Below are 25977 nucleotides of genomic sequence, written 5' to 3'. Positions count from 1 at the left end.
CAGTAGAATAGCGCAGTATCGTTAAGGCCAAGCGCAAGGCAGGCGATCGTTCCCGAAGAGTAGGGACGGTCGCCTTTTGCGCAAAACTTCGACCACTCGTCGGAACTGCGATGACAGATGTTAGGGCTGGTTCGTCGCTTTACGATTTTAAGGGGGGGACAACAGGGATGCACTTATTAGACTTGGATCAGCTGTCGTCTACTGATATAGCGGGTATTTTCAGGCTTGCCGAAGCACTACAGCGAAATCAAGAGGACAAGCGACTTGCGGGCAAAACGATTGTTCTTTTCTTTCCCGAGACGAGCTTAAGAACCCGGATCACGTTCGAGAAAGGGATCAGAAGCTTGGGAGGAGAGTGTATTCTCTTTCCGCCCGAAACTCTCGATCGAAAAGAGCGCCTGTCGGACATCGCAAAATATATGGAGAACTGGGCGGACGGCATCGTGATCAGACATGCGAGCTTCGCCAAAATCACAGAGCTTGCCAAGCACTCGGCGATTCCGGTCATTAACGCGATGACATCCGAAAATCACCCCTGCGAGATTTTGGCGGATCTGTACTCGATCCGCGAGCGCAAGGAGAATTATCGGGAGCTGACGTATACGTTCGTTGGCCCGGCCGGAAACATCGGTAAATCGTGGGCGGCGATCGCCAAGGTTATGAATTTAAAATTTAACCACGTCAGCGCGCAAGGTCATCAGTTGGGGGAGCAATCGCCTAATTACTCTTTCTACACGGAATTGGAGGAGGCGCTGCCGAACAGCGACGTTGTGCTGACGGATTCATGGCCTGAGGGTTTCCAAACGGAAGAGCATCTTCGCGACTATCGAGTGACCTTGGAGCGAATGACGAAGGCGCGACCGGGCGCCTTGCTGAACCCTTGTCCGCCTTTTTACAGAGGCGAGGAAGTAAGCGCAGAGGCGTTGGCCTCGGATTATTTTGTCGGCTACGACTTCAAGAAGAACCTGGTTTGCGTTCAACAGGCGATTCTGCTTTACTGCGGCGTTTGAGCGACGTTCCTCCAATTGACGCGATCTTCCAATGAGGTGAAGCGAATGCTCAACCGAATCGTTCGAAGTCATTAGTTCTCGGGCTGGGTCAGCCGCGTGTCGGCCGTCAAGGGGGATCTCTGCTCATTGACCCGGGATAAAGCTTCGGACGGTACCGACTTGTCATCGCATGCGAATGTAGTCAAAGGACGCCATAAGTTGCGCGAATGGGACAGGTGTATTCTCTTGTACTCTATGTTCGGCAGCTTCAGCCTTCTTTGGCTCTTTATTTATCCTTGGAGAGGAATGAGATTACTATATGGACGAAACGCAGTATAAAGCTTTTTATAATCGTGTCGGTGCGGAAAACGGTTGGGACTTCAGCCGCGTGAAATGCGTATCTGAGGGAGTAAAATGGGATTTCTATAACGAAGTGGCGAAGCGGTGCGGCAAGTCGGATCTTTTACTGGATATAGGCACGGGCGGCGGCGAACAGCTACTTTCGTTAAGCGATGCGGCCTCCCTGTTAGTGGGGATCGATAACGCGGACGGAATGGTCCGAACCGCGCAAGCTAATGCGGCGGCTGCGGGCAAAGCGAATGTGCGAATGCTGCGAATGGATGCGGATCGAATCGAGTTTCCGGATGGCTTTTTCGACGTCGTGTCTTGCCGGCATGCGCCTTTCTGCGCTGCGGAAGCGGCCAGAGTGCTGAAGCCGGGCGGCGTTTTCCTGACCCAACAGGTGAGCGAAGGGGATAAAAGCAATCTGGGAGAAGCCTTCGGGAGACGACAGACTGCAGCTAAAGACGGTACTTTGCGGGATCGGTATGTTAACGAACTTACGGAAGCCGGGTTTCGAGAGATTCATACCTTGGAATACGATGCTGCGGAATATTACGAAACGGCGGAAGACCTTGTGTTTCTGCTGAAGCACACGCCAATCGTCCCGAATTTCGGCCGGGCAGACGGAGATTTTGCCGCGCTGCACGGCTTTATCGCCAAGTATCGAACGAGTCGAGGAATCCGGACCAATGCCAAGCGATTTATGATTACGGCTCGGAAGTAGATTTTCGATTGTCGACAGGCAAAGGAATTTGTCGATTCCTTGTCGAATGATTCTATATCGAAGATGAATTCCATATTTTCGGACAAAGCTCCAAGACGGCAGCCTGTAAATGGCCGAGAAAATTCAGCTGGCAACGGAGGTGTATGATGGAGGAGCTGCAGCGGCTTCAGGAGTTGGCTTCTCGCTATGCGCGGTTAACGGATCTTTCGTTCGATCCCGTAATTATCTACACGCAGGATGCCCGAATCCGCTTCGTTAATGACCGAGGGCTTAATATGCTTAAGGGGACCAGAGATCAGGCGATCGGAAAATCGATTTTCGGGTTCGTGTTGCCGGAATACTGGGACGCCCTGAAGCAACGTATCGAGTATATGATCAAGGAAGGGAACCAAACCTCGCCTACTGAAATTCGAATTCGTAATTCAGAGAACGAGATTCTCGATGTTGAAGTAACCGGCGTTGCCATTCCGTATGAAGGCGAACAGGCCATCCTGGCGCTCATTCGCGACGTTACCGCGCGGAAGAAGTATGAGCGCGATATTGAGCATTGGGCCTATCACGACGAGCTGACCGGCTTGCCGAATCGGCGCTGGTTCGATCATCATGCGCTCCGTCTGATGCAGCAATGCGAAGAGGACGGGTATTCCGTCGGTTTGATGTTTATCGACTTCGACGATTTCAAGCATGTCAACGATTCCTTCGGGCATCAGCTCGGAGACTTGATGCTGCAGGAAATAGCGAAGCGGTTGGTTGAGTATACGAGTGAACGCCGTATCGTCATTCGCATGAGCGGCGACGAGTTTATGTTTATTCTGCTCGATGTGGAAAATCAGGACGAATTGATCCGCTGGAGCGAGCGCATCTTGTCGAAGTTCAGGGTGCCGTTCCTGTTGATGGATACGCCGATCCATTCCACCTGCAGCATTGGAATGGCCTATTTCACGGAACGCGGGACAACGGCACAGAAGCTGCTCAAGTCGGCGGATATCGCTTTGCACCATGCGAAGCTCCAACGCAATTGTGCGGTCATGTTCAAGCCGCAGATGGAGCAATTGTCGGTCAATCGGCTTACGATTATCGACGAGCTGCATAAGGCGCTGGAGCACGGCTGGTTCGAGCTGCATTATCAACCGCAGATCGATCTTCGCACCGGGGCTATTCGCGGAACGGAAGCGCTCATTCGCATGAACCACCCGGCTAAAGGCATGCTGTCGCCGGCTTATTTTATCCCGACCGCAGAAACCAGCAGCTTGATGATTCCGATTGGCGAGTGGATTTTGCAGGAGGCTTGCCGCCAGAACATGGACTGGCAGAAGCAAGGGCTGCGGTCAATGACCGTATCGGTCAATGTCGCGATATGCCAGTTTCAGGAAGAAGCGTTTACGGACAAGGTGATTCGCGCTTTGGAGCTGTCCGGCATGCCGGCCGAATTGCTGGAGCTGGAAATTACCGAGAGCTGCGCAGCGGACTCGGCCCGTTTGGAGCAGGTTTTGCAGAAGCTGAAACCGCTTGGCGTGCAGGTCAGCATCGACGATTTCGGTACCGGTTACAGCTCGCTAAGCCAACTGAGCCAGGTCAGCATCGACAAGCTGAAAATCGACCGCTCGTTTATCCTGCAGATGATGGAGCACAAGAAAAGCGAAAACCTCGTCAAAGCGATGATTACGATGGCTCACAATCTGCAAATTCAAGTGGTGGCCGAAGGCATGGAGGCCGTCGAACAGGTGGAGATGCTGCGCATGTGGGGATGCGATACGGCACAGGGGTTCTACTTCTCCAGGCCGATTCCGGCTGATAAGCTGCTCGCTGCATATCGGGAGTGAAATAAGCGATGTGACGGTGTTGCAGAGGTCGACTTGCGGGGCTGCGCTTTCTCGCTATGAAGCGCTAAAATCCTGTTTCAGGGATCTGCGGCCCTATTCGCACACATGAGTTTACGCCCTGCGAGGAGACCTCTGCGAGGGAAGTTAGTCGGAGAGTCGTACACCCAGTTCGAATCAGGGTTAAGCCGCGGACTTTTGTCCGGAAAACCGTACAAAGTAGCTCGAATCAGGGTTTGAAGGCGCACGCTTGTTCGAAAAATCGTACAAAGTAGCTCGAATCGGACTCAAGTTGGCGGACATTTCGGTTTGTTCGAAAAGTCGTACAAAGTAACTCAAATCAGGGTTAAAAGGCGCACGTTTGTTCGAAAAGTCGTACAAAGTAGCTCGAATCAGGGTTAAAAGGCGCACATTTGTTCGAAAAACCGTACAAAGTAGCTCGAATCAGGGTTAAAAGGCGCACGTTTGTTCGAAAAATCGTACAAAGTAGCTCAAATCAGACTTAAGCCGCCAACGTTTGTCCGGAAAATCGTACAAATAGACAAAATTCCAAGGGTTGTATCGTGTGGCACTAAAGCGACTCAATAGATTATGCGGATAACTATAGGTAATTATCCGGAAGTATTGCCCTGAGACTGCCTTATACGCTCCTGAAATCACATTGCAACGGGTTTCCCCATTCAAGTTTCAGGAGCGTATAGAGTACATCCCCTTGTGCTTTTATCATCGATTATCTTTCGGAGAAAATTGAAGGTTGCTTATAGGACACGGTTTGTTGAGAGCGAAGACCGGTTACTTAGCCGACTTGTCCGGCTGGTGAATGCCGAAAACGTTGCCTTCCGGATCAAGGTAATACCCCTGCCACGCCATGCCGGGCAGCGCATACTTCGGCAAGGCGATCTGGCCTCCTAGGCTAACGATTTTCGCTTCAGTCTCATCGTAATTTCCTACGCCCATCGTACATGCGTAACCGCTCAATGGCTGACCAGGTTCGGGGGCTGGGCCTCGACGCTGAACCAAGGCTCCGTTGACTCCCAGTTCATCCGCAGGCCCTGTCGTGGCGCCGAAGTAGGGCATACCGGCGTACTCGCTCCAATCCTCGAACGTCCATCCAAATACCTCGCCATAAAACTGCTTGGCACGCTCCATGTCATTTACATGAATCTCGAAATGCACTAATCTGCTCACACAATCCCTCCTGCAATTTGACCTCGCTAAGTAATACTTGATCGGGTTGTCCGATCCTACGTATTTACATAAAAAACTTCTCTTAAGTATGTCCAAAGCGAGCGGTTGGCAATAAAGGAATGGATAAGGCAGGGGCTCGGAGGGCAGCTCGCGGTTTCTCCGGTATAAGCTCCAATAAAAAACGCGGCGGACCAATAGACGTACATCTACATGCTCCCGTAACGGCCCGCTGGAGCTCAAGAGGAGGTCGAGTACTCGGATTTGCGCGTGTAAGAGGCTAGTTGAGTTCCAAAGACGATCTAGTTCGAGAGGTGTTGCGGGATTGCTTCGAGTTTGTGTACGCGTATGGATCATCTATAGAAAAAAGCAACCGACAACTGTCGGTTGCTTCCCTCATATATAAAAACAATTTACATGCATTCGCTCGTGTGGTATGCTTAGAAAACCCATGCGCCTGTTTTCGTTCAAGTCACATAGTTATTGCATTTTATCCACACTATTATCTTATCATGCCGGCTAGCTGTTTGTCAAATGTGTTTTTTACACTGCCCAAGACCGCAAAAGGAGCGTGTTCGAAACGATGATCAATGCGAACGATTGGAAGCAAGAGCAGGAATGGCTTGAGCGGGTCACGGAGCAACTGAAGCTGAGAATCGCCGATATGGAACCTGAGGTGACCGGGTTACGCAATCAGGTGACGGACATCCGCAGACGGTTCTGGGAAGAAGTGACGGTCAACACAAGCACGCATGAGGACTTCGAAGAAACCTTCTATAGCATCAGGCAGCAAGAGGCGCTGCTGTCCGAGCGCGAGCGCAGCCATCGCCTGCGTTTGCGGCAGTGGAACAATATGAAGCGACTATTGCCTTCTCCCTTCTTCGGTCGTATTGATTTTGAAGAGGATGGCACGGGTTTCAACGAATCGATCTATATCGGTGTGTCGTCCTTCGCCGCTGAGGACGGGATGAGCTTCCTGGTCTACGACTGGAGAACGCCGATTGCCAGCTTATACTACGACTATTCTCCAGGAAGGGTCGCGTATGCCACGCCTGGCGGTCTCCTCACAGGAGAAATGCGGTTAAAGCGTCAATACCAGATTCGCGACGGACAGCTTCGCAATGTTTTCGATACCAGCATAACGATTGGAGACGAGCTGCTTCAGCAGGCGCTCGGCCAAGGCGCGGATACGCAAATGAAGAGCATTGTGGCGACGATCCAGAAGGAGCAGAACGCGATAATAAGGGACGATAAAAGCCGGATGCTCATCGTACAAGGCGCAGCCGGCAGTGGCAAAACATCCGCTGCGATGCAGCGTGCAGCCTACTTGCTGTATCGACACCGCGATCGACTTGCGGCGGATCAGATCGTGTTGTTTTCGCCTAATCCGATGTTTAACAGTTATGTGTCTACGGTTCTCCCCGAGCTCGGTGAGGAGAATATTCAGCAGACGACGTTCCAAGAATACCTTGCTTACTGGCTTGAGCCCGACATGCGCCCGGAGAGCCCGTTTGACCAACTTGAAGACGTGCTCACAGCGGCGCCGACAACGGAAAATGAGGCGCGTATGCAAGGGATCCGCTACAAGGCGTCGGAGGCGTTTTTGCTGGCGCTCCAAGACTACGCGGCGTGGCTATGCCGGGAGGGCATGAGGTTTTGCGATATTCGCTTCAGAGATCGGGTGCTGATTACGGCGCAGCGGATGGAAACGCAGTTTTACAGCTACGACAGTTCGGTTCGACTGGACAATCGCGTTGCGCTGCTGAAGGATTGGCTGCTGAAGGAGCTTAAAGCTCTGGAGAGCGAGGAGTGCGCGGCGACCTGGGTTCAAGACGAGCTTGATTATCTCGACAACGATCAATACGACGAAGCCTACAGAACTCTGCTCAAAAAGGTTCAGCGGGAAGAAGTGGTATTCGATTTTACACGAGAGTACGTTGAGGAGTATGGAGAGCTTCGCGGCCGGGAACAAGGCGAGGAAAATGTATTCGATTTCGCCGGACAGGAGGAGGAACTGCTTCGCCGCATGATCGTGAAAGAGAGCTTCCGTCCGCTGCGGCAGGAGGTGAAGCGATTCAAGTTCGTGGACTTGATTGGGCTGTACGGCCAACTGTTTGGCGAGGAGGCGGATTATCGCCGGATGACCGGCGGAACGGAGGTACCCGAGCATTGGACGGAAATCGGCAGGCAGACGCGGGCAAAGCTGGAGCGGCTTGAGCTGCTGTACGAGGATGCGACTCCTTTCCTGTACATGAGGGAGCTTGTGGAAGGCGTGAGGAGAAATACCGATGTGCGGCATGTTTTTGTAGATGAAGGACAGGATTATTCGCCGTTCCAATATGCTTTTCTAAAACGATTGTTTCCGCGCGCTCGCATGACGGTACTGGGCGATTTCGGCCAGGCGATTTTTGTGCAGGCGACCAGTTTGCATGAGGAAGACTCGCCGCTTGTTCGTCTGTACGGCCATGAAGAAACGAATCTGATTCGGCTTGTTCGGAGCTATCGCTCCACGCAGGAAATTGTGGCGTTTACGAAGGGGATGCTGCCCGGCGGGGAGGAGATCGTCCCGTTCGAGAGGTACGGAGGCAAGCCGCGCCTGTTGAAGTTGGGCGACGGCAAGGAGCGAGATGAGCGAATCTTTGCGGATCTTGCCGTGCTGCAGGCCGAGGGTTTCGATTCGATTGCGGTGATTACGAAAACGGCGGCCGAGGCCCGTGAAGCGTACGATGCTTTGACGGAACAAGGAGGAGAAGCGCTGCGGCTCGTCACGAAAGAGACGCTGACGTTCGAGAAAGGGATTGCGGTTATTCCCGCGTATCTGGCGAAAGGCGTCGAGTTCGATGCCGTGCTCATCTATGATGCTTCCGCTCAGGCTTACGGCCGAGAGAGCGAGCGCAAGCTGTTCTATACCGCCTGCACCCGCGCCATGCACCAACTTAGATTGTATTCGCTTGGAGAGGTGACGCCGTATTTGCGAGATCTTGATTCGGAGTTGTATGAGATGGAAAACCGGACGGGTTCTTTGTGATTGAAGGTGGATCAAGTAAGCCCGGTATTCAGGTCCAACTTACGTAATTGCCTCCGTTAGGCCCATATTTCGTTCGCATGAATGACGAAGTCCGGGAAGATCGAAACGGGAATCACGTCGTCCACGCTATAGGATTCGAGCAACTCATACTTGCCACTTGCCGATAGCGTATATATCGTAACGATCTTTTCCGAAGGGTACACAATCCAGTATTCTTTTATCCCGGAGGATTCGTAAAGCGACTTTTTCGTCGAGATGTCCAGCTTGAGGCTGCCTGGCGAAATAATTTCGACAACAAGATCCGGCGCACCCTTGCAGCCTCGATCGTCTAGCTTGGATACATCGCACACAACCGTAATATCCGGCTGTACGACCGTATCGGTATCTTCATCCGCCACGCCGGGCTTCGGTAGACGAACGTCAAAGGGAGCGGGGTAAACTTCGCAGGTTTTACCGCGAAGATGGGCTTCAAATCGGGAACTTAACGCCATAAGTATTTTTTGATGCATCCGAGAAGGTGCAGGGGTCATGTTGTAGACGTTCCCATCGATCAACTCAATCCGCGCGCCTTCCGGCCACCGCAAATATTGCCGATAAGTCAGCTTGGATTGTTCTAACGGCATCTTCATCGTCTTTCCTCCATTCGGAGAATACTCTTATTCCCATTATAGCATAGATCGTGAGACGCCAACCGTACCCGGATGGACCGGTAGAGGAGATCTGATCGCCGACTAAAGAACCGTTGCAGAAACAAGGGAATGGAGCTTTAAACCTGGTGACCGGGCTGCTGAGTCGCAACGTTCCGGGCGCTTTCCTCGTCTAAGTTAGCAAAGAAGCATCGGTTACTTACAGGGGGTTAGGTGGCATGGCGCGGAGAGGGATTTTGCTGCTTTTGATGGTTGTGGCGATCTTGTCGGCGTGCAGTCCGATCAAGCCGGAGAAGGCGAACAACGACCGAGTGCCGATTCCGTTGCCGGAAGACGTCGTATCGATGGCTGTGTTGAATCGCGATGGCGGCGTTCTACGCGAGCATCGGGAGGGTGTTGTTCTTCAGCGCTTGCTGCAGGGAATCAAAAACGCGCGTCCTTCTTATATCGGCGATCCGGAGGAGTCGGGCGAAGGCTACGAGTTGGTGGTTCGCGGGGTTAAGCAGAATCGGACATTTGCCATTCAGGATATGGGGAAGACGAACGGTTGGGGGGTCAGCGTCAAGCTGTATGCTTCGCTCCCTGGCGAAGAGAGCGGGAGAGCTTGGGGACTGAGCATGGAATGGATGCAACTGCTGCTCGATCCGTCCGCGGAGAAGGCGGAGCCAGAGCTCAACGTTACCGTCGATGAAGACAGCGACAGGGTTATCCTGACGGCTAATCGCGATATCGATCTGCAGTCTGTCCGGGATGCAGTACAAGCCTCGCTGCTGCTGCGTTCGGATGCCGCGAGCTTTGCGAAGCCGGATTACAAGATGCCGGATTTGCGCCGAATCGTCGTTCTGTTCCCGGATTTGCCGGAAGGAGCCGAAATTCAACTGCTGCTGAACGAGGTTAAAAGCATGGACGGAGAGCGATTCTCCGTTCATTCTTCGCAAGACGACGGCCAAGTGACGATTCGGCAAGGCCGGGCATGGAGCGGGCTGCGCTGGGTCGATACCGCCGGACGAACCGTGCATGAGCACGGCTTCGATGCGGCTGCGCTGATCCAGACTCAGCCGTATTCCGAAGCCCTCGACCGGGAAATTCTGATTTATAATCGAAACGGCATCGTGTATCGGTTTTTCCCGGAAAGCAGGGAAATTGGAGATGTTACCGTGCAGGAATGGAGCAACCTCAACGAGGGGAGCTACAGCGACGAAGGGGTCGGCGCGATCTATTCGTTTGCGGAGCCAGAGGAAGTGGAGTTCTATGTCGCCAAAGGGTTAAAAACGGTCTTTCGCGTAAATCCGTCCGATGGAACAAAGCAGTCGATTTACGAGTCGAAAAGTCCCATTTACGGCATGGCCGCATCCCCTGACGGGAAGCATATCGCTGTCTTGGCGGACTCGGATTCCGACCTCGGCCCCTCTGCCGATCTTACGATCGTGGATGCGCAGGGCAAGGTGGAGTCGACATTCCCCAAAGCGGCGTATATCGGGCACAGTAATGGCTGGCACTTGATTTATCCCATAGAATGGACCGATCAAGATACGGTGGCGGTTCCTCTATTCGGAACCTCGGATTTCCCTTCCGTCAGAGGCAAAGCGCTGTATCATTATCGTCAAGGGCTGCAGTCCAAGGAGGAGGCGTCGGTTCTGTCGGAGAAGGCGTTGGCTTTACTGAAGTCGGAGCTCGGCGAAGAGGCGGCGTCACAGGTCGTGCGTACGCTTCCCGAGCCGCACGATGAGCACGCTCGGTATTACGCCGTCTCGCTGGCGGGGATGGGGAGCTATCTGATCGATCTCGACAGCGACAAGGTTACGCGACTGGGCACCGGAGAGCCGATCATGTGGACGTCTGACCGGCAAGTCATCGTATGGCACTCTACAGAAGGAAAATCCGTAAGCGTCGCGAGCATGGAGTAGGTTAGACAACTGAATAAACGATCTTTGGATAAGGAATGGCTTTGCCGGTTTCAGACAGCGGACAAAACCATTCCTTTTCTCTATTGGGCGCAACGCTCGCGGCCAATAGGATTTCAAATTCGAAACGCGGATTGACAATCAAAATCGGGATATGTTATATTTCCAATGTACAATAAATTGTACGTTGAAAATCGGATCTGATCAGAAACCGGCATGTCTCAGGAGCTTGTACAACTTGAAGAGGAGTGGTGGCATGGCGATGGTTACGTATCCGGTCAGGGGATTCGGCGCACCCGGTAAATACATACAAGGGAAAGGCGAGTTTAATCACTTGGCCAGCTACACCGGACGATTCGGCCAGAAGGCGCTGGTGCTAGTAGACAGTTTTTTCTACGAAGATTTCAACGTGAAGCTCCGCAGCATGTACGACGCAGCGGGATATGACGTAGCCGTAGTGAAGTTTAACGGAGAGGTGACTCTTCAGGAGATGGAGAGGGTAACCGGTCTGGCAAGCGCCGAACAGGCAGAGGTCATCGTAGGGATCGGCGGCGGAAAAACTCTGGACGTGGCCAAAGGCGTTGCCGCGGATACGAAGCTTCCTCTTGTTATCATGCCGACGACGGCTTCTACGGATGCGCCATGCAGCGCGCTATCCGTCGTGTATCACGAAAACGGACAACATAGCCACGAACGCTGGTACGCCAAGAATCCGGATCTCGTATTGGTAGACGTCGAGATTATTAGCAAAGCGCCGGTCAGATTTCTTGTCGCCGGAATGGGAGACGCTCTGGCCACTTATTTCGAGGCAAGGGCCAATGACTGGTCGGATAGCGGGAATTACATTTTTATGAACCGGGATGGCAGCGGTTGCAGAAGGACCCGGCTGGCGATGGCGATTGCAAAGTCCTGCTACGAGATATTGCTCGAAGAGGGCTTGAAAGCGAAGATCGCAGCAGAATCTCAGGTATGCACGAAAGCGCTTGAGGATGTCGTAGAGGTTAACATTCTGTTTTCGGGGCTAGGCTTTGAAAACTCCGGATGCGCAGGAGCGCATGCCATTGCCAACGGAATGACGGAACTCCAAGAGAGCCATAAGTCGCTTCACGGCGAGAAGGTCGCATTCGGCACAATCTGCCAGTTGATGATCGAGAACAGGCCGATGAGCGAAATCGAGGAAGTCGTGGGGTTTTGTCTTCAAGTCGGCTTGCCGACCACGCTGGAGGACCTGAGCATAGAGCCGACTGAAGAGAACATAAGAACGATTGCCAAAGCTTCGACGCCGTCCAATTGGCTATGCGAGCCGTTTCTCGTAACCGAGGATCTCATCTACGACGGGATTGTCCAAGCGAACCAATATATGAAATACGTCAAATCGCAAAGATAAAAACCGTTTTTTTTTCGCACTAATATACAAAAAAATGTACTTTCGATAAGGGAGCTAAGAGAAATATGGTGAACAGTCTAGCGAGTCAAATGCAAAATATTGTGGGCCCGAATAATGTGGTTACCGACGAACAGGTATTGAAGAGACAGGCGAGCGACTACGTGGGTTACAGACTCTGGGAAAGATTCAACGGTCAGCACCTTACTAAGACGTCTAACTGTATCGTCAAAGTTCAAAGCACGGAGCAGGTATCCGAGGTGCTGAAGTATCTGAACGAGCACAAGATCAGCACGATTCCCGTCACCGGGAACTCCAGCTGTACGGGTTCCATCGAACCGATCGAAGACGTTTCCGTCGTTGTGGACGGCTCGGCGATGAACAAAATCATCAAGCTTGACGAGAAGAATATGATCGTTACTGTTCAAAGCGGAGTAGGATTGGCGGATTTGGAGAAATATTTGAATGAGAAGGGCTATACAACGGGTCACTATCCGCAATCGCTGCCGATGGCGCGAATCGGAGGGTTGCTTGCCACAAGGAGCACGGGACAGTTCTCTACCCTGTACGGCGGAATTGAGGATATGGTCGTCGGCCTGGAAGCGGTGCTGCCTAATGGGGAGATTGTCAGAATCAAGAATGTTCCGAGAAGAGCGATCGGACCGGACATTCGCCAACTTTTTATCGGCAGCGAAGGCACTTATGCCTACATTACGGAAGCGTCCTTGAAGCTGTTCAAATACAATCCGGACAATTACTGGAAAATGGCATACGGCGTGAAGGACATGCAGCAAGGGCTTGAGCTGATTCGAGAAGTGATGATAGAAGGGTATAAGCCCGCGGTCGTCCGTCTGCATGACGAGTTGGAAGCGGCGGCCGAGCATTATAAGGGCTACGTTCAAGAAGGGGAATCTTTGCTGTTGTTCATTGCCGATGGTCCGCAAGAGCTGACAGAGGCGACGGGCCGCGCCATTGAAAGAATCGCGGCGAAGCACAAGGCAAGAAAAATAGGTCCGGAGCTGCTCGATACTTGGCTGAAGGTCAGAAACCATCTGTGCGATATTATTGACCAGCTGCCGGCCAATCAGCAGGGCCTTGTCGCCGACACTTCGGAGGTATCTGCGAACTGGAGCGAGGTAAGCGAGCTGTATGTTGCGGTTAAGCAACGGATCGAACAAGAAATCGAGAACATTGCGTATGTTACGGCTCACTCCTCCCACAGTTATACGCAAGGAACGAATCTCTATTTCATGTTCGGATTTAAGGCGTATGAGGATTACGACAAGTCCAGAGCCGAGTATATGAAGCTGCTCGGAATCATTATGGAGGAAACCCTGAAGGTCGGCGGAAGTATCGCTCATCATCACGGCTGCGGAAAGTACAGATCGGGCTGGACGAAAGAGGAATATGGCTCCTCCTATCAAGTGATGAGAGCGATTAAGGATACTTTCGATCCCAACGGCGTCATGAATGCCGGCACCTTGTTCCCTGTTTCTTAATTCGGTACGCGGTTTGCAGAGCGGTCTTCCCTCGAAATCTTCCGGCGTCAAGGGAATGGCCGTCCTCCTAACCCTACATTCCTAGAAAGAAAGGAGGCGTTTCTTTTGGAAATCAGATTCGACAATCACGTCGTCGTCATTACCGGCGGCTTCACGGGAATCGGGAAGGCTACGGCGAGACAGTTTTTGGAATCCGGCGCGCGCGTCGTGGCATGCGGCATCGAACGGCCGGATCAGATTCGTTCCGAGGATAATCTGAGCAAGGAATTTGATCAGGCTGAGTATTATGAGCTCGACGTGACCAAAGAATCGGAGGTTCAAGCTTTTGCGAGCTATCTGGAGGAGAAATACGGAAGGTGCGATGTCTTATTCAACAACGCCGGCGTTCTGTATGCGAATATTCTGCATGAAACGCCGACGGAGCAATGGATGCGGACCATCGATATCAATCTGAACGGAATCTATTTCGTGTCGAAATACCTCCTGCCGCTCATGATCAAACAAGGAAGAGGAGCGATCGTCAACACTTCGTCCATGTCCGGTCTTCTGGCGGATCATACGTATAGCGCTTACAACGCATCGAAGGGAGCCGTGGCCAATCTGACCCGGAATATGGCGCTTGATTACGCTCCTCATGGAATTCGCGTGAACGCAGTGGCGCCGGGCTCTATCCGGACGTCCATGTACTTGGGATTCGCGGATCGCGTCGGGGGGCTTGACGTTCTGGATTACGGCACGGGCAAGGTTTATCCGTTGGGCAGACCGGGGCTTCCCGAAGAGGTCGCCAATGCGGTATTATTTTTATCCTCCGACAAAGCGTCGTTTATCACCGGCACAAACTTATTGGTGGATGGCGGGATAACGGCCCATACCGGAGCGCAGCATGAATGGGAGGAGGTTAGAACGCTCCTCCAATCCAAGGGAACCGGAGGGTGACAAATGGTATACGTTTTGGGGATCGACATTGGAACCAGCGGCTGCAAATGCACGCTTCTGAACGAGAAAGGCAAGCCGGTCGTCACGCGAAGCAAGGAGCTGCAGCCTCGAATATCCGTAGACGGCACGGTTGAGCAGGATCCGAACGAATGGTATCAAGCGGCAATCGATTGTCTGAAGGAGTTTCGCGAGCTGGACGGCATTGATCTTCACCGGATCGAGGCGATCAGCGCAACCGGGCAAATGCAAGGCATTACGCTGATCGGCAAGAACGGAGAACCGGTTAGGCCCTCGATTTTATGGAACGATATGAGAAGCGAAAGTCATTCTTCGGCGTTAAATGCGAGCTTCGAAGAAGCTTTCAGGAGGAATATCACATTCGCGTGCGCGCCTTCCTTAACGGTGAGCAAAATCGCATGGCTAAAGGACAAAGAGCCGGACAACTGGCGCCAAACGGAAAAATTTATTCTAGCTTCGAATTTCATTACCTATAAGCTTACCGGCCGAGTCACAACGGATACGAACAACATGATTTATACCGGTCTGAACGATACCCGCAACAACGGCTGGTCCGACGAGCTGTTGGACTGCTGCGAGGTAGAGCGGGAGAAAGTCCCGGAGCTGATCGGCTGCTTCGATCAGGTGGGCGCCGTTACGGCCCGAGCGGCTGAGGAAACTGGCTTAAAGGAAGGCGTAACCGTTATCGCCGGCGGAGGAGACGGGGCTGCGGAAGGGTATTCCGTCGGGCTGGCCGGCAGCGAGAGGCTGAAGATCAGGTTGGGAACGGCCGCCGATATCGGCATGGTCATCGGACTTGAAGAAGTGGATCGCTCGCAGACCGTATGGCCGGGTCAAAGAGACGTACTGCCCGATCATCTCCTGATCAGCACCTATACGAAAGCGTGCGCGGGATCGCTGAAATGGGTCAGAGATGTTTTTTACAGCGAACTGCCTGCGGAAAGCTCGACCTATTCTTTCATGGACCGGGAAGCAGAGGACGTAGAGATCGGTGCGAGCGGTCTGCTCTACCATCCGTATTTGTCGGGAGAGAACGCCCCTTATTTCGATAACAGCTTGAGAGCGAAATTCACCGGCATGAACATGGGGCATCGGAGGAAGCATTTCGTCCGGGCGGCCTATGAAGGCGTCTCGTTCTCCGTCCGGGATGTCGTCGAGTCCGTCTCCGAGTTCAAGAACGCCAAGGAATACGTCTTCGTGGGCGGAGGGACGAAGAGCGGGCTATGGACGTCCGTGCTGGCGGACGTGCTTGGCGTAAACGCTACGATTCCCAAGTATTGCGACGCCTCCTACGGAGTTGCTCTTATGGCCGGACATGCTGTAAAGCTTTTCGACAGCGGGGAGGTCATCCGCGAGGCGATGCAGGAAGCTTCGCAAATCGGATATCGCGAGCAAAACCATTTGAAATATAACGAGATGTACAAGAAGTACAAGGAACTGGCCGGCAAATAGGGGGTGGCGAAAATAAAGCCTATGCGATTGACCGAGGAGAATCTGAAGGGATTCGGCCGTCTGATCAATTCCGGCGCAATAGCTGCGAGTATCGACGAGCCCGAATTTGCCTTTAGTGCGGACGTTGCGCAATTCACGATCCAGGGCAAAACTACGGCGGGAATTTTAACGGCCAAAAAGAGGCCGTTGGCCTTGGAGAAGTTCGAAAGGCATTTAAGAACGCCGGAGATTCTGGTCGCACTTGAGAACGACTCTCTCATTGCGATGGCCAAGCCTAGCGAGACGGCGCCCGAGCCTCAACATATTCATTTGTTTCACGTCAAGCAGGGCGAGGCTTTTCTTATTGATCCGGGTACATGGCATTGGGTTCCTTTTCCGGTCGAGGCCGAAACTTGCAGGCTGCTCGTTTTTTTCCGGGAGAACACGGGAAGCGAGGACGGGGGAGTGATCGAATTTGCCGAGAAGGTTCATCTTTCCGCTTGATGAATACGCTTCCACGAAAGTGATGAAGGCGGCCTATCGCAGGCGGGCAAGAAAGCCTTGCGGTGCTGGCGTTCATATAGTTTCACAATTCTAAATCAGGGGGAACGAACATGAAGAAGTTATGGTCTGTACTGCTCGTCATGATTATGGCAAGCTCGCTGCTAGCGGCTTGCGGGGGTTCTACGAACAAGTCGAATGAGGCGAAACCGTCCTCTTCCGCCGGGGCTTCCGGGACGGCTGCTCCCGACAATTCCGATCTAATCAAGGACGGGATCGGCACGGATTTCGGCTTCGGTCCGATCGGTCATGACATGGAGGGCTTGGTCAAGAGGATGGGGGCCAAGGCCGAAGGACTTAAAATCGGGATCAGCGTTAGCACGCAGGAGAACGACTGGATGGTAGAATGGGTCAAGTCTCTGAAAAAAATGTGCGAAACGAATGGTCTGGAATGCATCGTAACGGATGCGCAAGGGAAGCCGGAGAAGCAGGTAGAAGATTTGAAAAGCCTGCAAAACCAGAATGTAGACGGAATCATCCTGTTCCCGCAGGAAGAGAAGTCGTTGGTTCAAGTTCTAGGTCAGCTTGAAGGGAAAATTCCGGTCGTCCCTACAATTCCTATCGATGGAGCGAAGGTCGCCGCTTATATCGACGTGAATCAGCAGTTGAAGGGCGAGCTCGGCGCCACGGCGCTGAAAGCCGCGTTTAATGGAGAACAAGGGAACATTCTGGTCTTTGATCTTGTAGGCCGGGTAGACTTCGCCATTAATAGAATCGAAGGATTTACAAGAGCGGTCGAGAAGATCCCTAACTTGAAAATTGTAGAGACGCAATCCTACGGTACGGCTGAAGAGTATTTGTCAGCGACTAAAAATATTTTGGCTTCTCGCGAAGAAATTAATGCGATTTATACTCCTTACGGAGTGTCTATGGTAGCGGCGGCGCAGGCTCTGAAGCAGATGAACCGCAAGGACGTTAAAATTGTGGGCGTCGATGGAGACGTCGTCATTCTCGGTTTGTTAAAAGAAGGATGGATTACGGGGACGAATCCGCAATCTCCACAGCAGAACGGAAGCATTGGATTGTTTACCCTGCTTCGCCTCATTAACGGAGAGAATGTGCAAAGCCCGGTTTGGGAACCGCCTGCATATGCAGCTTTGTGGGCAACGCCGGAAAACGCAGAAGATTTCAGCATGAAGCTTTGGGGAAGAGCCCCGGTTGGCTCGAACTGACGAAAACCTTAGTTAACGGAAATTGAGCCGGACTTATCGAAATTTGGTAGCCAACTTGTTGTTGGCTACCAAAACTTTCATAATAGGAGCGTTCAAGCATGGAGAGCCTTCAGAAGAAAAGCAACTTCAACATGAGCGAGTGGATGGTCAAATATCCCCAGCTCGGCACAGGGCTGCTATTTGTCGTCCTCTGCATCATATTTATTATATTTTCGCCTACGAACAAAGCCGGAGATAACGTCTTTCTAACCGCGCAAAACTGGACGAGCATTCTGGAATCGACGGCCGGCTTTTCAATCGGCGCGTTTGCCATGGCGCTTGTGCTGCTAACCGGAGGGATCGATTTGTCCGCGGGAGCGGTCATGGCTTTTACCGGCATGGTCGTCGCCAAGCTGATGGAGCATACTTCGTTGCCGCTGCCTCTGATTATCGTCATCTCTCTCGGGCTCGGTTTATTGTCCGGTTTGTTTAACGGCTTCATTATCGTGAGGTTTAAGGTGCCGCCATTTCTGGCCACATTAGGTACGGCCGGCATTTTGCAGGGGCTGGGCTACATGATCGCGGACGGGAAATCGGTCTATGTGACCAACGAGTCTTTTACCCGAATTTTCGGCTTCGGTCAATTTCTAGGCGTACCCATGCTAGCATGGTGGACCCTCTTGTTTACGATCATCATGTATTTGCTAATCTCGAAAACCAAGTTCGGAAGAAGGGCTCAGGCGATTGGGGGCAATGAAGAAGCCGCCCATAATTCGGGTATCAACGTCAGCGCCATGAAATGCGCGGCCTACGGAATCATGGGGCTCGTCTCCGCCTTTGTCGTCTTGACGACAATCGGAAGATTGGGCTCGGCCGTTCCTACTCAAGGCCAGGGTTACGAGCTACAATTTATAGTGGCGGCAGTGCTTGGCGGTACGGGCTTCTCCGGTCAGGGCGGCAACGTGTTCAGCGTACTGCTTGGTTCTCTGGTTTTGGGCGTGCTGCTAAACGGAATGACGCTGGTCGGAGTGAACTACTATCTGCAGGCCGTCATTAAAGGGTTGGTCATTATTATGGCCGTTATCGTTACGTTGCAGCTATCCAGGAAAAAATAAGAGATTTGGGGAGAAGCGCCATGGATAAAGGCAATGAATTGCTGCTGGAGCTAAAAAATATATCCAAACGTTTCTACGGCTCATACGCCCTCAAGGATGCGAGCTTCCAACTTCGCAAAGGGGAAGTGCACATTCTATGCGGGGAGAACGGGGCCGGGAAGTCCACACTGATGAAAATACTGGCCGGCGTTCAGGGGAAAGACGGGGGAGAAATCCTGCTGGAGGGTCGTCCGGTATCGATCGGTTCGCCGCTGGAAGCCAGGGAACTGGGGATCGCGATCGTCTTTCAGGAGCTTAGCCTGAGTCCGACGATAACGGTAGCGGAAAATCTGTTCTTGAACAGAGAATTCGGCAGGTTTTTTGTCAACAGGAAGAAGATGTACGCCGAGAGCCGAAAAATTCTGGAGCTGGTCGGATTAAAATGCGATCCCAACGTTCTGTTATCCAGTCTATCGATTGCGGAGACGCAACTTGTCCAGATTGCCAAAGCTTTGTCCATGAACGCCAAGATCATCATTATGGATGAGCCTGTCTCTTCGATTACGGAAGAAGATACCGATAAGCTTTTCGAACTGATCAACGGGTTAAAGCGGCAAGGGGTCGGCATTATTTATATCGATCACAGAATCGAAAACTACAAACGAATCGGCGATCGGGTCACGATTCTAAGGGACGGCTGCGTCATCGAAACGCTGGACGTGGGGACGGCGACGAAAGCGGACATCGTGGAAAGAATGGTCGGCAGGGAGATCTCCCAGCTATACCCGAAAACCTCAAAGCCGACAAAGGAAGTCAAGCTCAAGGTACAAGGGCTAACTGACGATAAAATTAAAAACATCAATCTGGAAATCTATAAAGGCGAAGTGTTCGGATTGGCGGGTCTCGGCGGAGCGGGGAGATCGGAGATTCTAAGAATGATCTTCGGCGCAAACAAGATCAATCGTTCCGGCATTGTCGAAATCGACGGGAAAACCGTTCGAATCCGCTCGCCCAAAGATACGATGAAGGTCGGAATGGGTTACGTGCCGGAGGATCGCAAGCTGCAAAGCTTGATATTGTTTCGGCCGGTGAGCTTTAATCTGTCGTTGGCGTTCCTAGATCTGTTCGGCAAAGGTCCTTTTCTGAACAACAGCAAGGAAAATCAAATCGTGGACGAGCAGATTCGTTCCATGCAGATCCGGATGCTGAGCAAAAAAGCGGCGGTAAAGGAGCTGAGCGGAGGCAACCAGCAAAAGGTGGTGCTATCGAGATGGCTCATCAACGACAAGTTGAATATTTTGCTGGTGGACGAGCCGACAAGAGGGGTAGACGTCGGCGTTAAGTATGAGATTTATAAAATGATCGACGAATTGGCCAACGCGGGAATTACCATCCTGCTCGTCACATCGGAATTATCGGAGCTTATGGGATTATGCGACCGAATCGCTATCGTCAGAGAAGGCGAGATTAGCGGTATTTTGGAAAGAGACGAATTTGACCAGACTGCGATAATGCATTTGTGCGTTCACTAATTATGTCGGAAAAACATTCCAATTATGATTGTACTGGGGAACAATATTTGATACTTTAAAGCTAAAAAAAGGATATCGGCGACATGACTGAACGGGAGAAACAACTTTTCAAGCACGGTGTGACCCTCATGAAAATCGCTCGCGATCTGGTCATCAAGAGAGTGGGCGACCGGCTGCCGACGATTGAAGAATATACAAGAAGTTTAGATATTTCCAGAGGTACGGTTCAAGCCGTATTGAAGCTTCTACAGGATAAAGGCTGCGTCGTTCTCCACAAGCGAGGACATCAGGGCACCTTTATCGAAAAGATCGACATCGCCAAAACTTGGGAGTACACGAATTGGGCCCATCTCACCGGAGCGACCGAGCTTCCTCTGGATACTTTGGCTGCCGGATTGGCAACCGGAGTCTGTCTCTGTATGAAGCAGAAGAGCATTCCTTTCAATTTTGCGTTTATGCAGGGCTCCAGAACGAGGGTAAGGGCGCTGTTGGATCATAAATACGATTTCTTGATCACGTCTGAGCTATCCGCCAAAGTGCTGATCAACGAGGGACAGGACGTTCAGATGATTGCCAAGATCGAAGGCTGCTTATACGCGGAGATATACTCCCTGCTATTTGCCGAACCTGGACATGAAGAGATTGAGGACGGCATGACTATAGCTTACGATCCGAGCTCCATCGACCAAACCTTCCTGACCAACGAGCTTACGAAGGACAAGAAGGTCAACAAAATCGAGCTCACCTATATTAACACCTACGAGAGCCTGAAGGACGGGAGGGCGGATGTCATCGTCTGCCGGCCGGATGTCGTGCGCACCGGGAAATATTTTCAGTTTCACATGAAGGATATTGTGTTGAAGGATCCGACTATTCCGGACGCCAACCAATTGACTTATTCCGTCGTGTTGGCGGCGAAAAACAATTACGGTCTCAAAGAGCTTCTACTCAAAAATCTGGATGACAAGCTGATCAGCGACGTTCAGCAGAAGGTTATCCGTCAAGAAATGGCTCCCAGTTACTACTAATATGCGTCTCACAACCAAAACCCTCGGCCAAGCGGGGGTTTTTTTGCTTTTCTATCCTTCCCCGTTCAGAAATGATTCAAATTCGGAAGCTATACTGAATAGGTATTATTTTGAAGGAATTTACAAGGGATAATGGAGGATGAGTATGGGTTTATCTGCGAAAAAAGGATTGGCGGAGTTTATCGGCACCTTTGTGCTCGTGTTGTTTGGCTGCGGCAGTGCCGCGACGGCCGGAGGGAATCTGGGCAATTTAGGGATCGCTCTGGCGTTCGGATTGTCGATTGTGGCGATGGCGTATGTCATCGGTCCGATTTCGGGCTGTCACATTAACCCGGCCGTATCCTTCGCTATGCTGATCAGGCGCAAGCTGTCCGGCACAGATTTCATTCTGTACGTGGTCTGTCAGATTGCCGGAGGATTGGCCGGCGCGGCGGTGCTGTACGCGATCATCGATTCGACGGGCTCAGCCGTTGTCAATTTAGGCGCGAACGGCTTCGGAGAAGGCTACGGCATCGGGATCTCGCTTGCGATGGCGATCATCGTGGAAATCATTCTGACTTTTGTCTTCGTGTTCACGATCTTCGGCGTCACCTCGGAGGAGAGCAACGGCAAGGTAGCGGGATTGGTTATCGGGCTAACGCTGGCGTTCGTGCACATTTTGGGCATCGCGTTGACCGGAACTTCGGTTAACCCCGCTCGCAGTTTGGCTCCGGCCGTCCTATTGGGCGGCACTGCCTTGGAGCAGGTCTGGGTGTTCTTAGTAGCCCCGTTAGTCGGCGGCGCATTGGCGGCGATCGTCCACAAAGTATTGCGTCATAAGTAGGTCCGCACCCGCGCAACGACACAGCCGGGAGCCCTGCAGAGAAAATCTGCTGCGGCTCTCGGCTGTTATTTTTTGCGAGGATTAGAGCGCCTGCGGTTCAACGAATATCTTTAGTTATCTCCCACTGGTATTCATGGGGAACGGCGGTTCGGATAACGGGAAGAATAAAGAAGCAACCGGAACGCCCAGCGCCTTCAGCTTCTCCGCCAGCTCTCTGCCGTGGGTCTCGAATGAACCTGCGTTGCCATCGGTAACGAACTTCGGGGGGATACTACTCGGAAATCAGGTCGTAAAATGCGAGGGTTTTGGTCGGATGAGGAGCGGAAGCGGCTCGGGGCAAGCGTTATGATGAAGCGGGACAGCGCGACGGATGGGCTATAATAATAGGTAATCTCATCATCCGCACGACAGGGGGAACCCATCATGATCAGACGCTTTGCTTCGCTCCCTTGGAGCTCGATTCGGGTCAAGCTCGTGCTTGGCCTGTTGAGCATTACGGTTCCGTTAATCGCTCTGCTCTTATACAACAACAATTACAGCGTGCGCGTCATTCATAACCAGGTGGCCATGTCCAACAAGGCGCTGATTTCCATTCATATGAAGCAGCTTGACGATCAGCTCTCCGAGGTGGAGCGACATTTGACGGGCTTGGCTTTTGCGGATTTCAATCTTCTCACAATGGGCGACTGGCAGGCATCGGAGGATCAATATATGATGGCCAAAAGCGGCGTCTCGCGCCTGTTGACCTCCGATCTTATCGTTTACCCGTACATTGACGGCTTCTTTGTTTACTCCCTGCCCAAGCGGGATATGATGGAGGCCTACAAACTGAATATCGGCTATAGCGAGCTGAATGCGCTTAGACAGACTATGTCCGAGCAGATTTTACGGCTTGAGGATCAGCCGCAGCATGCCAACAGCGAGTGGACGGTCATGCGGCTCAACGGCGAAAACTACATCGTGCGTCTGCTCCGGAGCGGAGAACTGTACATCGGAGCGTGGGTGAAGTCCCGGACGATGCTCGCTCCGCTAAGCGGCATGCATACGGGAGAGACGGGGGCGGTGCTCCTTGTTGACGGCGCGGGGGAGCGGCTGGGCGGTACCCGGCCGCTGGAGGACGGCGGTTTGGATTTTACGCAGGGTTTTCAGGATTATTATTTGTCCGGCAGCCATAACGATTATCTGGTCGTCGGAGAGACGTCTAGGAAGGGCGATTTCAGCCTCGTCTCGGTCAGCCCGGACAAACAAATCCTTGAGAATCTCCCTTATCTGGCGAATGCGGCGAACTTCGTCATTGTGGTAGCGATCGCGATGCTGCTGCTCAGCGTATGGTTTCTGCGCAAGGTGCTGCTGCTGCCGCTGCGCAAGCTGATGGTGGGGATGCGCCTGATCGGAGAAGGCAACTTGAATCACCAGATCGAGGAGTCGCCCGTGCCGGATGAATTCCAGCTCGTCAACCGGACTTTTAATCAGATGATCACCCAGATCGAAGAGTTGAAAATCCATGTGTACGAGGAGCAGCTTAGCAAGCAGCGGGCCGAATTGAAGCATCTTCAGCTTCAAATCAATCCGCATTTTTTCATGAACTCCTTGAACATTTTGTACAATTTGGCGCAGGTTAAGCGGTACGAGCTGATTCAGGAAATGACGATGTGCCTTGTGCACTATTTTCGCTATATGTTTCAAAGCAATCACCCGCTCGTGCAGCTCAAGGACGAGCTGAAGCATATCTCCAATTATTTGCGCATTCAGGAGATGCGGCTGCCGGATCGGCTGCGCTGGGAAATCCAAGTGCCTGATTATCTTCAGATGACGCCGATTCCGCCGCTGATCCTGCAGACGCTCGTCGAGAACACGATCAAGCATGCCGTTCAGGTGGACGGCCCCGTCGTCATGAGCATCGAGGCTACATTGGATACGCTGGCCGACGAGCCGATGGTCTGTCTGTTGATTCGCGATACAGGCAAGGGTTTCACCGACGAAGCGTTGGACGCGATTCGCGACGGCAAGCAGATAACGGACGAGAACGGCGCGCATATCGGGCTGTGGAATACGCGCGAGCGGCTGCGGCTGCAATTCGGAGAGCGGGCATGGATGGAATGCTACAACGACGATCCGCAAGGAGCCGTCGTCGAGCTCATGATTCCGCTGCGACCGGACGCAGAAAGCGAGGAGGGGAACGAGAATGTGTCAATTGTTGATCGTGGATGACGAGAGGATTGCTGTGGAAGGGCTGAAATCGGGCGTGGACTGGTCAGGCATCGGGATTACTCGCTTGTTCGAAGCGTATGGTCCGGAGCAGGCCAAAGACATTTTCCGAAATGAGACGATCGATATTCTGCTCTGCGATATTGAGATGCCGCAGGGGACAGGCCTGGAGCTGCTGAAATGGGTCAGGCAGCATTATCCGCGGACGGAAACGATTTTCTTGACCTGCCATGCCGACTTTCAGTACGCCAAGCAGGCGATGCAGCTCGGCAGTCTCGATTACTTGCTGAAGCCAATCCCGTACCCGGAGCTTACGGAAGCCGTGCAAAAGGCGATGCGCAAGCTCGATCAGGACAATCGACTGAACGAGTTCAGCCAGTACGGCAAGTACTGGGTCAAGCACCAACCGTTGATCGTCGAGAAATTCTGGACCGATATTCTGAACCAATCGATTCCGGGCGACGCCGCGGCGGTGAAGAAAGCGGCCGAGGAGCGGAACATTCCTTTCTCGCGCGAGCTGACGTTTGTTCCGGTATTTATCCATATTAGAAGATGGGATAAAGAAATTTCGCTGCGCGACGAGAAAGTGCTGGAATACGCCGTTCGCAAATCGGCCGAGGAGCTGCTGGTGAACGATCTGGAGAACGGGCTGCTCGTCTCGCTTGGCGGCGGCTGTCTGCTGGCGCTCGTGAGCGGGGAGTCGGACGTTGCGGCCGAGGATCGGCTGCGCGAAGCCTGCGAGAAATTTGTAGATGCGGGGCGCGATTTCTTCTACGCCGGAGTGTCCTGCTATATCGGAGACAGCGCGCAAGCGCATCAGATGGCGGTTATGTACGCCAGGCTGCGTCGGCTGGACGCGAATAATGTGGCCTACGACCGGGGCGTCTTCTCGCTTCACGATCCACAGGCGCCCGGGATCGGACATCTGCCGCCGGATATGAGCATGTGGTCGGTTTTATTAAAGGAAGCCAAACGCGCCGAGCTGTCCAAAGCCGTGGAGGAGTACCTGAAGCAGGGGGCGGCCTCCGGTCAGCTGAATTTCGATACGCTGAGCCAGTTCGTTCAGGATTTTCAACAGATGGTGTATTACACGCTTCAGGTGAAAGGCATACAGGCGCACCAGTTATTCGGGGATCGGCGCTCGACGGAGCTGATCGCCGCCTCGATGCGCTCGGCCGCCGATTCGCTCAATTGGCTTAGACATATGGGTGACAAAGCGATCGGAATCATCGCCGACATCGATCAATCTCAGAGCGTCGTGGACAAGGTTAAAGCCTACATTCGCGAAAATTTGGACAAAGACATCTCCCGTGAGGACATCGCCAACTCCGTGTATTTGAATCCGGATTATTTGACGCGGATTTTCAAGAAGGAGACGGGGCTGTCGATTTCCGACTACTTGCTGCATCAACGTCTGGAGATCGCCGCCGGGCTGCTGGTCAATACGGAGATGTCCGTCTCCTCGATTGCGGGCAAGATCGGCTACGCCAACTTTTCGCATTTCTCGCGCATGTTCAAGAAGGTGATGCAGCTTAATCCGGTCGAGTATCGGAGCAAGCACCAAGCCGATCATGCCGCGGACGGAAGTCGGGAAAGTGGCAGGGAGAAGTCGTAAGATGAGCAGAGCCCGGCGAATGAACCTCGTACAATGAAGACAGTAACAATACAACGAT

19 protein-coding genes are annotated in these 25977 nt (G+C 52.6%); 17 read left to right on the top strand and 2 right to left on the bottom strand.

All coding sequences use genetic code 11. The annotated features are described in order from the left end of the window. Nucleotides 1–167: 167 nt before the first annotated feature. From DFP98_RS19885 to DFP98_RS19875, 3 genes are all read left to right on the top strand, one after another. Nucleotides 168–1010: an ornithine carbamoyltransferase gene (locus DFP98_RS19885; RefSeq protein ID WP_116062359.1), complete on the top strand. Its 843-nt coding sequence runs from the start codon at nucleotides 168–170 to the stop codon at nucleotides 1008–1010. Between the two features lie 298 nt (nucleotides 1011–1308). Then, a complete protein-coding gene (locus tag DFP98_RS19880; RefSeq protein WP_116062358.1) occupies nucleotides 1309–2055 on the top strand; it encodes a class I SAM-dependent methyltransferase in 747 nt (248 codons plus the stop codon). A 146-nt stretch (nucleotides 2056–2201) separates the two neighbouring features. After that, nucleotides 2202–3878, top strand: a complete 1677-nt coding sequence (locus tag DFP98_RS19875; RefSeq protein ID WP_220377136.1) for a putative bifunctional diguanylate cyclase/phosphodiesterase — start codon at nucleotides 2202–2204, stop codon at nucleotides 3876–3878. 789 nt (nucleotides 3879–4667) lie between these two features. Here DFP98_RS19875 and DFP98_RS19870 read toward each other — a convergent pair. After that, on the bottom strand, nucleotides 4668–5063 hold the full coding sequence (locus DFP98_RS19870; RefSeq protein WP_116062356.1) for a VOC family protein: 396 nt from the start codon (nucleotides 5061–5063) through the stop codon (nucleotides 4668–4670). A 580-nt stretch (nucleotides 5064–5643) separates the two neighbouring features. Here DFP98_RS19870 and helD point away from each other — a divergent pair. After that, a complete protein-coding gene (gene helD / locus DFP98_RS19865) occupies nucleotides 5644–8088 on the top strand; it encodes an RNA polymerase recycling motor HelD (protein ID WP_116062355.1) in 2445 nt (814 codons plus the stop codon). Nucleotides 8089–8144: 56 nt separating this feature from the next. Here the strand turns inward: helD and DFP98_RS19860 are convergent, their stop codons facing one another. Then, nucleotides 8145–8717, bottom strand: coding sequence for a Uma2 family endonuclease (locus tag DFP98_RS19860; protein ID WP_116062354.1), 573 nt, complete (start codon nucleotides 8715–8717; stop codon nucleotides 8145–8147). Between the two features lie 236 nt (nucleotides 8718–8953). On the opposite strand from DFP98_RS19860, the gene DFP98_RS19855 reads away from it, so the two are divergent. The 13 genes from DFP98_RS19855 (at nucleotide 8954) to DFP98_RS19795 (ending at nucleotide 25919) form a co-directional block, all read left to right on the top strand. Continuing rightward, nucleotides 8954–10642, top strand: coding sequence for a hypothetical protein (locus DFP98_RS19855; protein ID WP_116062353.1), 1689 nt, complete (start codon nucleotides 8954–8956; stop codon nucleotides 10640–10642). A 253-nt stretch (nucleotides 10643–10895) separates the two neighbouring features. After that, a complete protein-coding gene (locus DFP98_RS19850) occupies nucleotides 10896–12026 on the top strand; it encodes a glycerol dehydrogenase (RefSeq protein WP_116062352.1) in 1131 nt (376 codons plus the stop codon). 65 nt (nucleotides 12027–12091) lie between these two features. After that, nucleotides 12092–13522 (top strand): FAD-binding oxidoreductase, encoded by a 1431-nt coding sequence (locus DFP98_RS19845; protein WP_116062351.1) that lies wholly within the window; start codon nucleotides 12092–12094, stop codon nucleotides 13520–13522. A gap of 105 nt (nucleotides 13523–13627) precedes the next feature. Then, on the top strand, nucleotides 13628–14458 hold the full coding sequence (locus DFP98_RS19840) for an SDR family NAD(P)-dependent oxidoreductase (RefSeq protein ID WP_181917805.1): 831 nt from the start codon (nucleotides 13628–13630) through the stop codon (nucleotides 14456–14458). Between the two features lie 3 nt (nucleotides 14459–14461). Further along, a complete protein-coding gene (locus DFP98_RS19835) occupies nucleotides 14462–15928 on the top strand; it encodes a xylulokinase (protein ID WP_116062349.1) in 1467 nt (488 codons plus the stop codon). Between the two features lie 21 nt (nucleotides 15929–15949). After that, the gene (locus DFP98_RS19830; protein WP_116062348.1) at nucleotides 15950–16411 is read left to right on the top strand and encodes an ureidoglycolate lyase; all 462 of its coding nucleotides are present in this window, start codon (nucleotides 15950–15952) and stop codon (nucleotides 16409–16411) included. 110 nt (nucleotides 16412–16521) lie between these two features. After that, on the top strand, nucleotides 16522–17640 hold the full coding sequence (locus DFP98_RS19825; RefSeq protein WP_116062347.1) for a sugar ABC transporter substrate-binding protein: 1119 nt from the start codon (nucleotides 16522–16524) through the stop codon (nucleotides 17638–17640). Between the two features lie 98 nt (nucleotides 17641–17738). Continuing rightward, nucleotides 17739–18734: an ABC transporter permease gene (locus DFP98_RS19820; RefSeq protein WP_116062346.1), complete on the top strand. Its 996-nt coding sequence runs from the start codon at nucleotides 17739–17741 to the stop codon at nucleotides 18732–18734. A 20-nt stretch (nucleotides 18735–18754) separates the two neighbouring features. Further along, nucleotides 18755–20245, top strand: coding sequence for a sugar ABC transporter ATP-binding protein (locus DFP98_RS19815; protein ID WP_116062345.1), 1491 nt, complete (start codon nucleotides 18755–18757; stop codon nucleotides 20243–20245). Nucleotides 20246–20328: 83 nt separating this feature from the next. Next, on the top strand, nucleotides 20329–21273 hold the full coding sequence (yhfZ, locus tag DFP98_RS19810) for a GntR family transcriptional regulator YhfZ (protein ID WP_116062344.1): 945 nt from the start codon (nucleotides 20329–20331) through the stop codon (nucleotides 21271–21273). Between the two features lie 145 nt (nucleotides 21274–21418). Next, a complete protein-coding gene (locus tag DFP98_RS19805) occupies nucleotides 21419–22096 on the top strand; it encodes an MIP/aquaporin family protein (RefSeq protein ID WP_116062343.1) in 678 nt (225 codons plus the stop codon). Nucleotides 22097–22519: 423 nt separating this feature from the next. Next, the gene (locus DFP98_RS19800) at nucleotides 22520–24307 is read left to right on the top strand and encodes a sensor histidine kinase (RefSeq protein ID WP_116062342.1); all 1788 of its coding nucleotides are present in this window, start codon (nucleotides 22520–22522) and stop codon (nucleotides 24305–24307) included. Beyond that, on the top strand, nucleotides 24282–25919 hold the full coding sequence (locus DFP98_RS19795) for a response regulator (RefSeq protein WP_116062341.1): 1638 nt from the start codon (nucleotides 24282–24284) through the stop codon (nucleotides 25917–25919). Before DFP98_RS19800 ends, DFP98_RS19795 begins: the two co-directional genes overlap by 26 nt. Nucleotides 25920–25977 lie beyond the last annotated feature (58 nt).

It is taken from the genome of Cohnella phaseoli (assembly GCF_003386235.1).
GTDB lineage: Bacteria > Bacillota > Bacilli > Paenibacillales > Paenibacillaceae > Cohnella > Cohnella phaseoli.
This window is presented reverse-complemented; position numbering and strand designations above follow the sequence as displayed.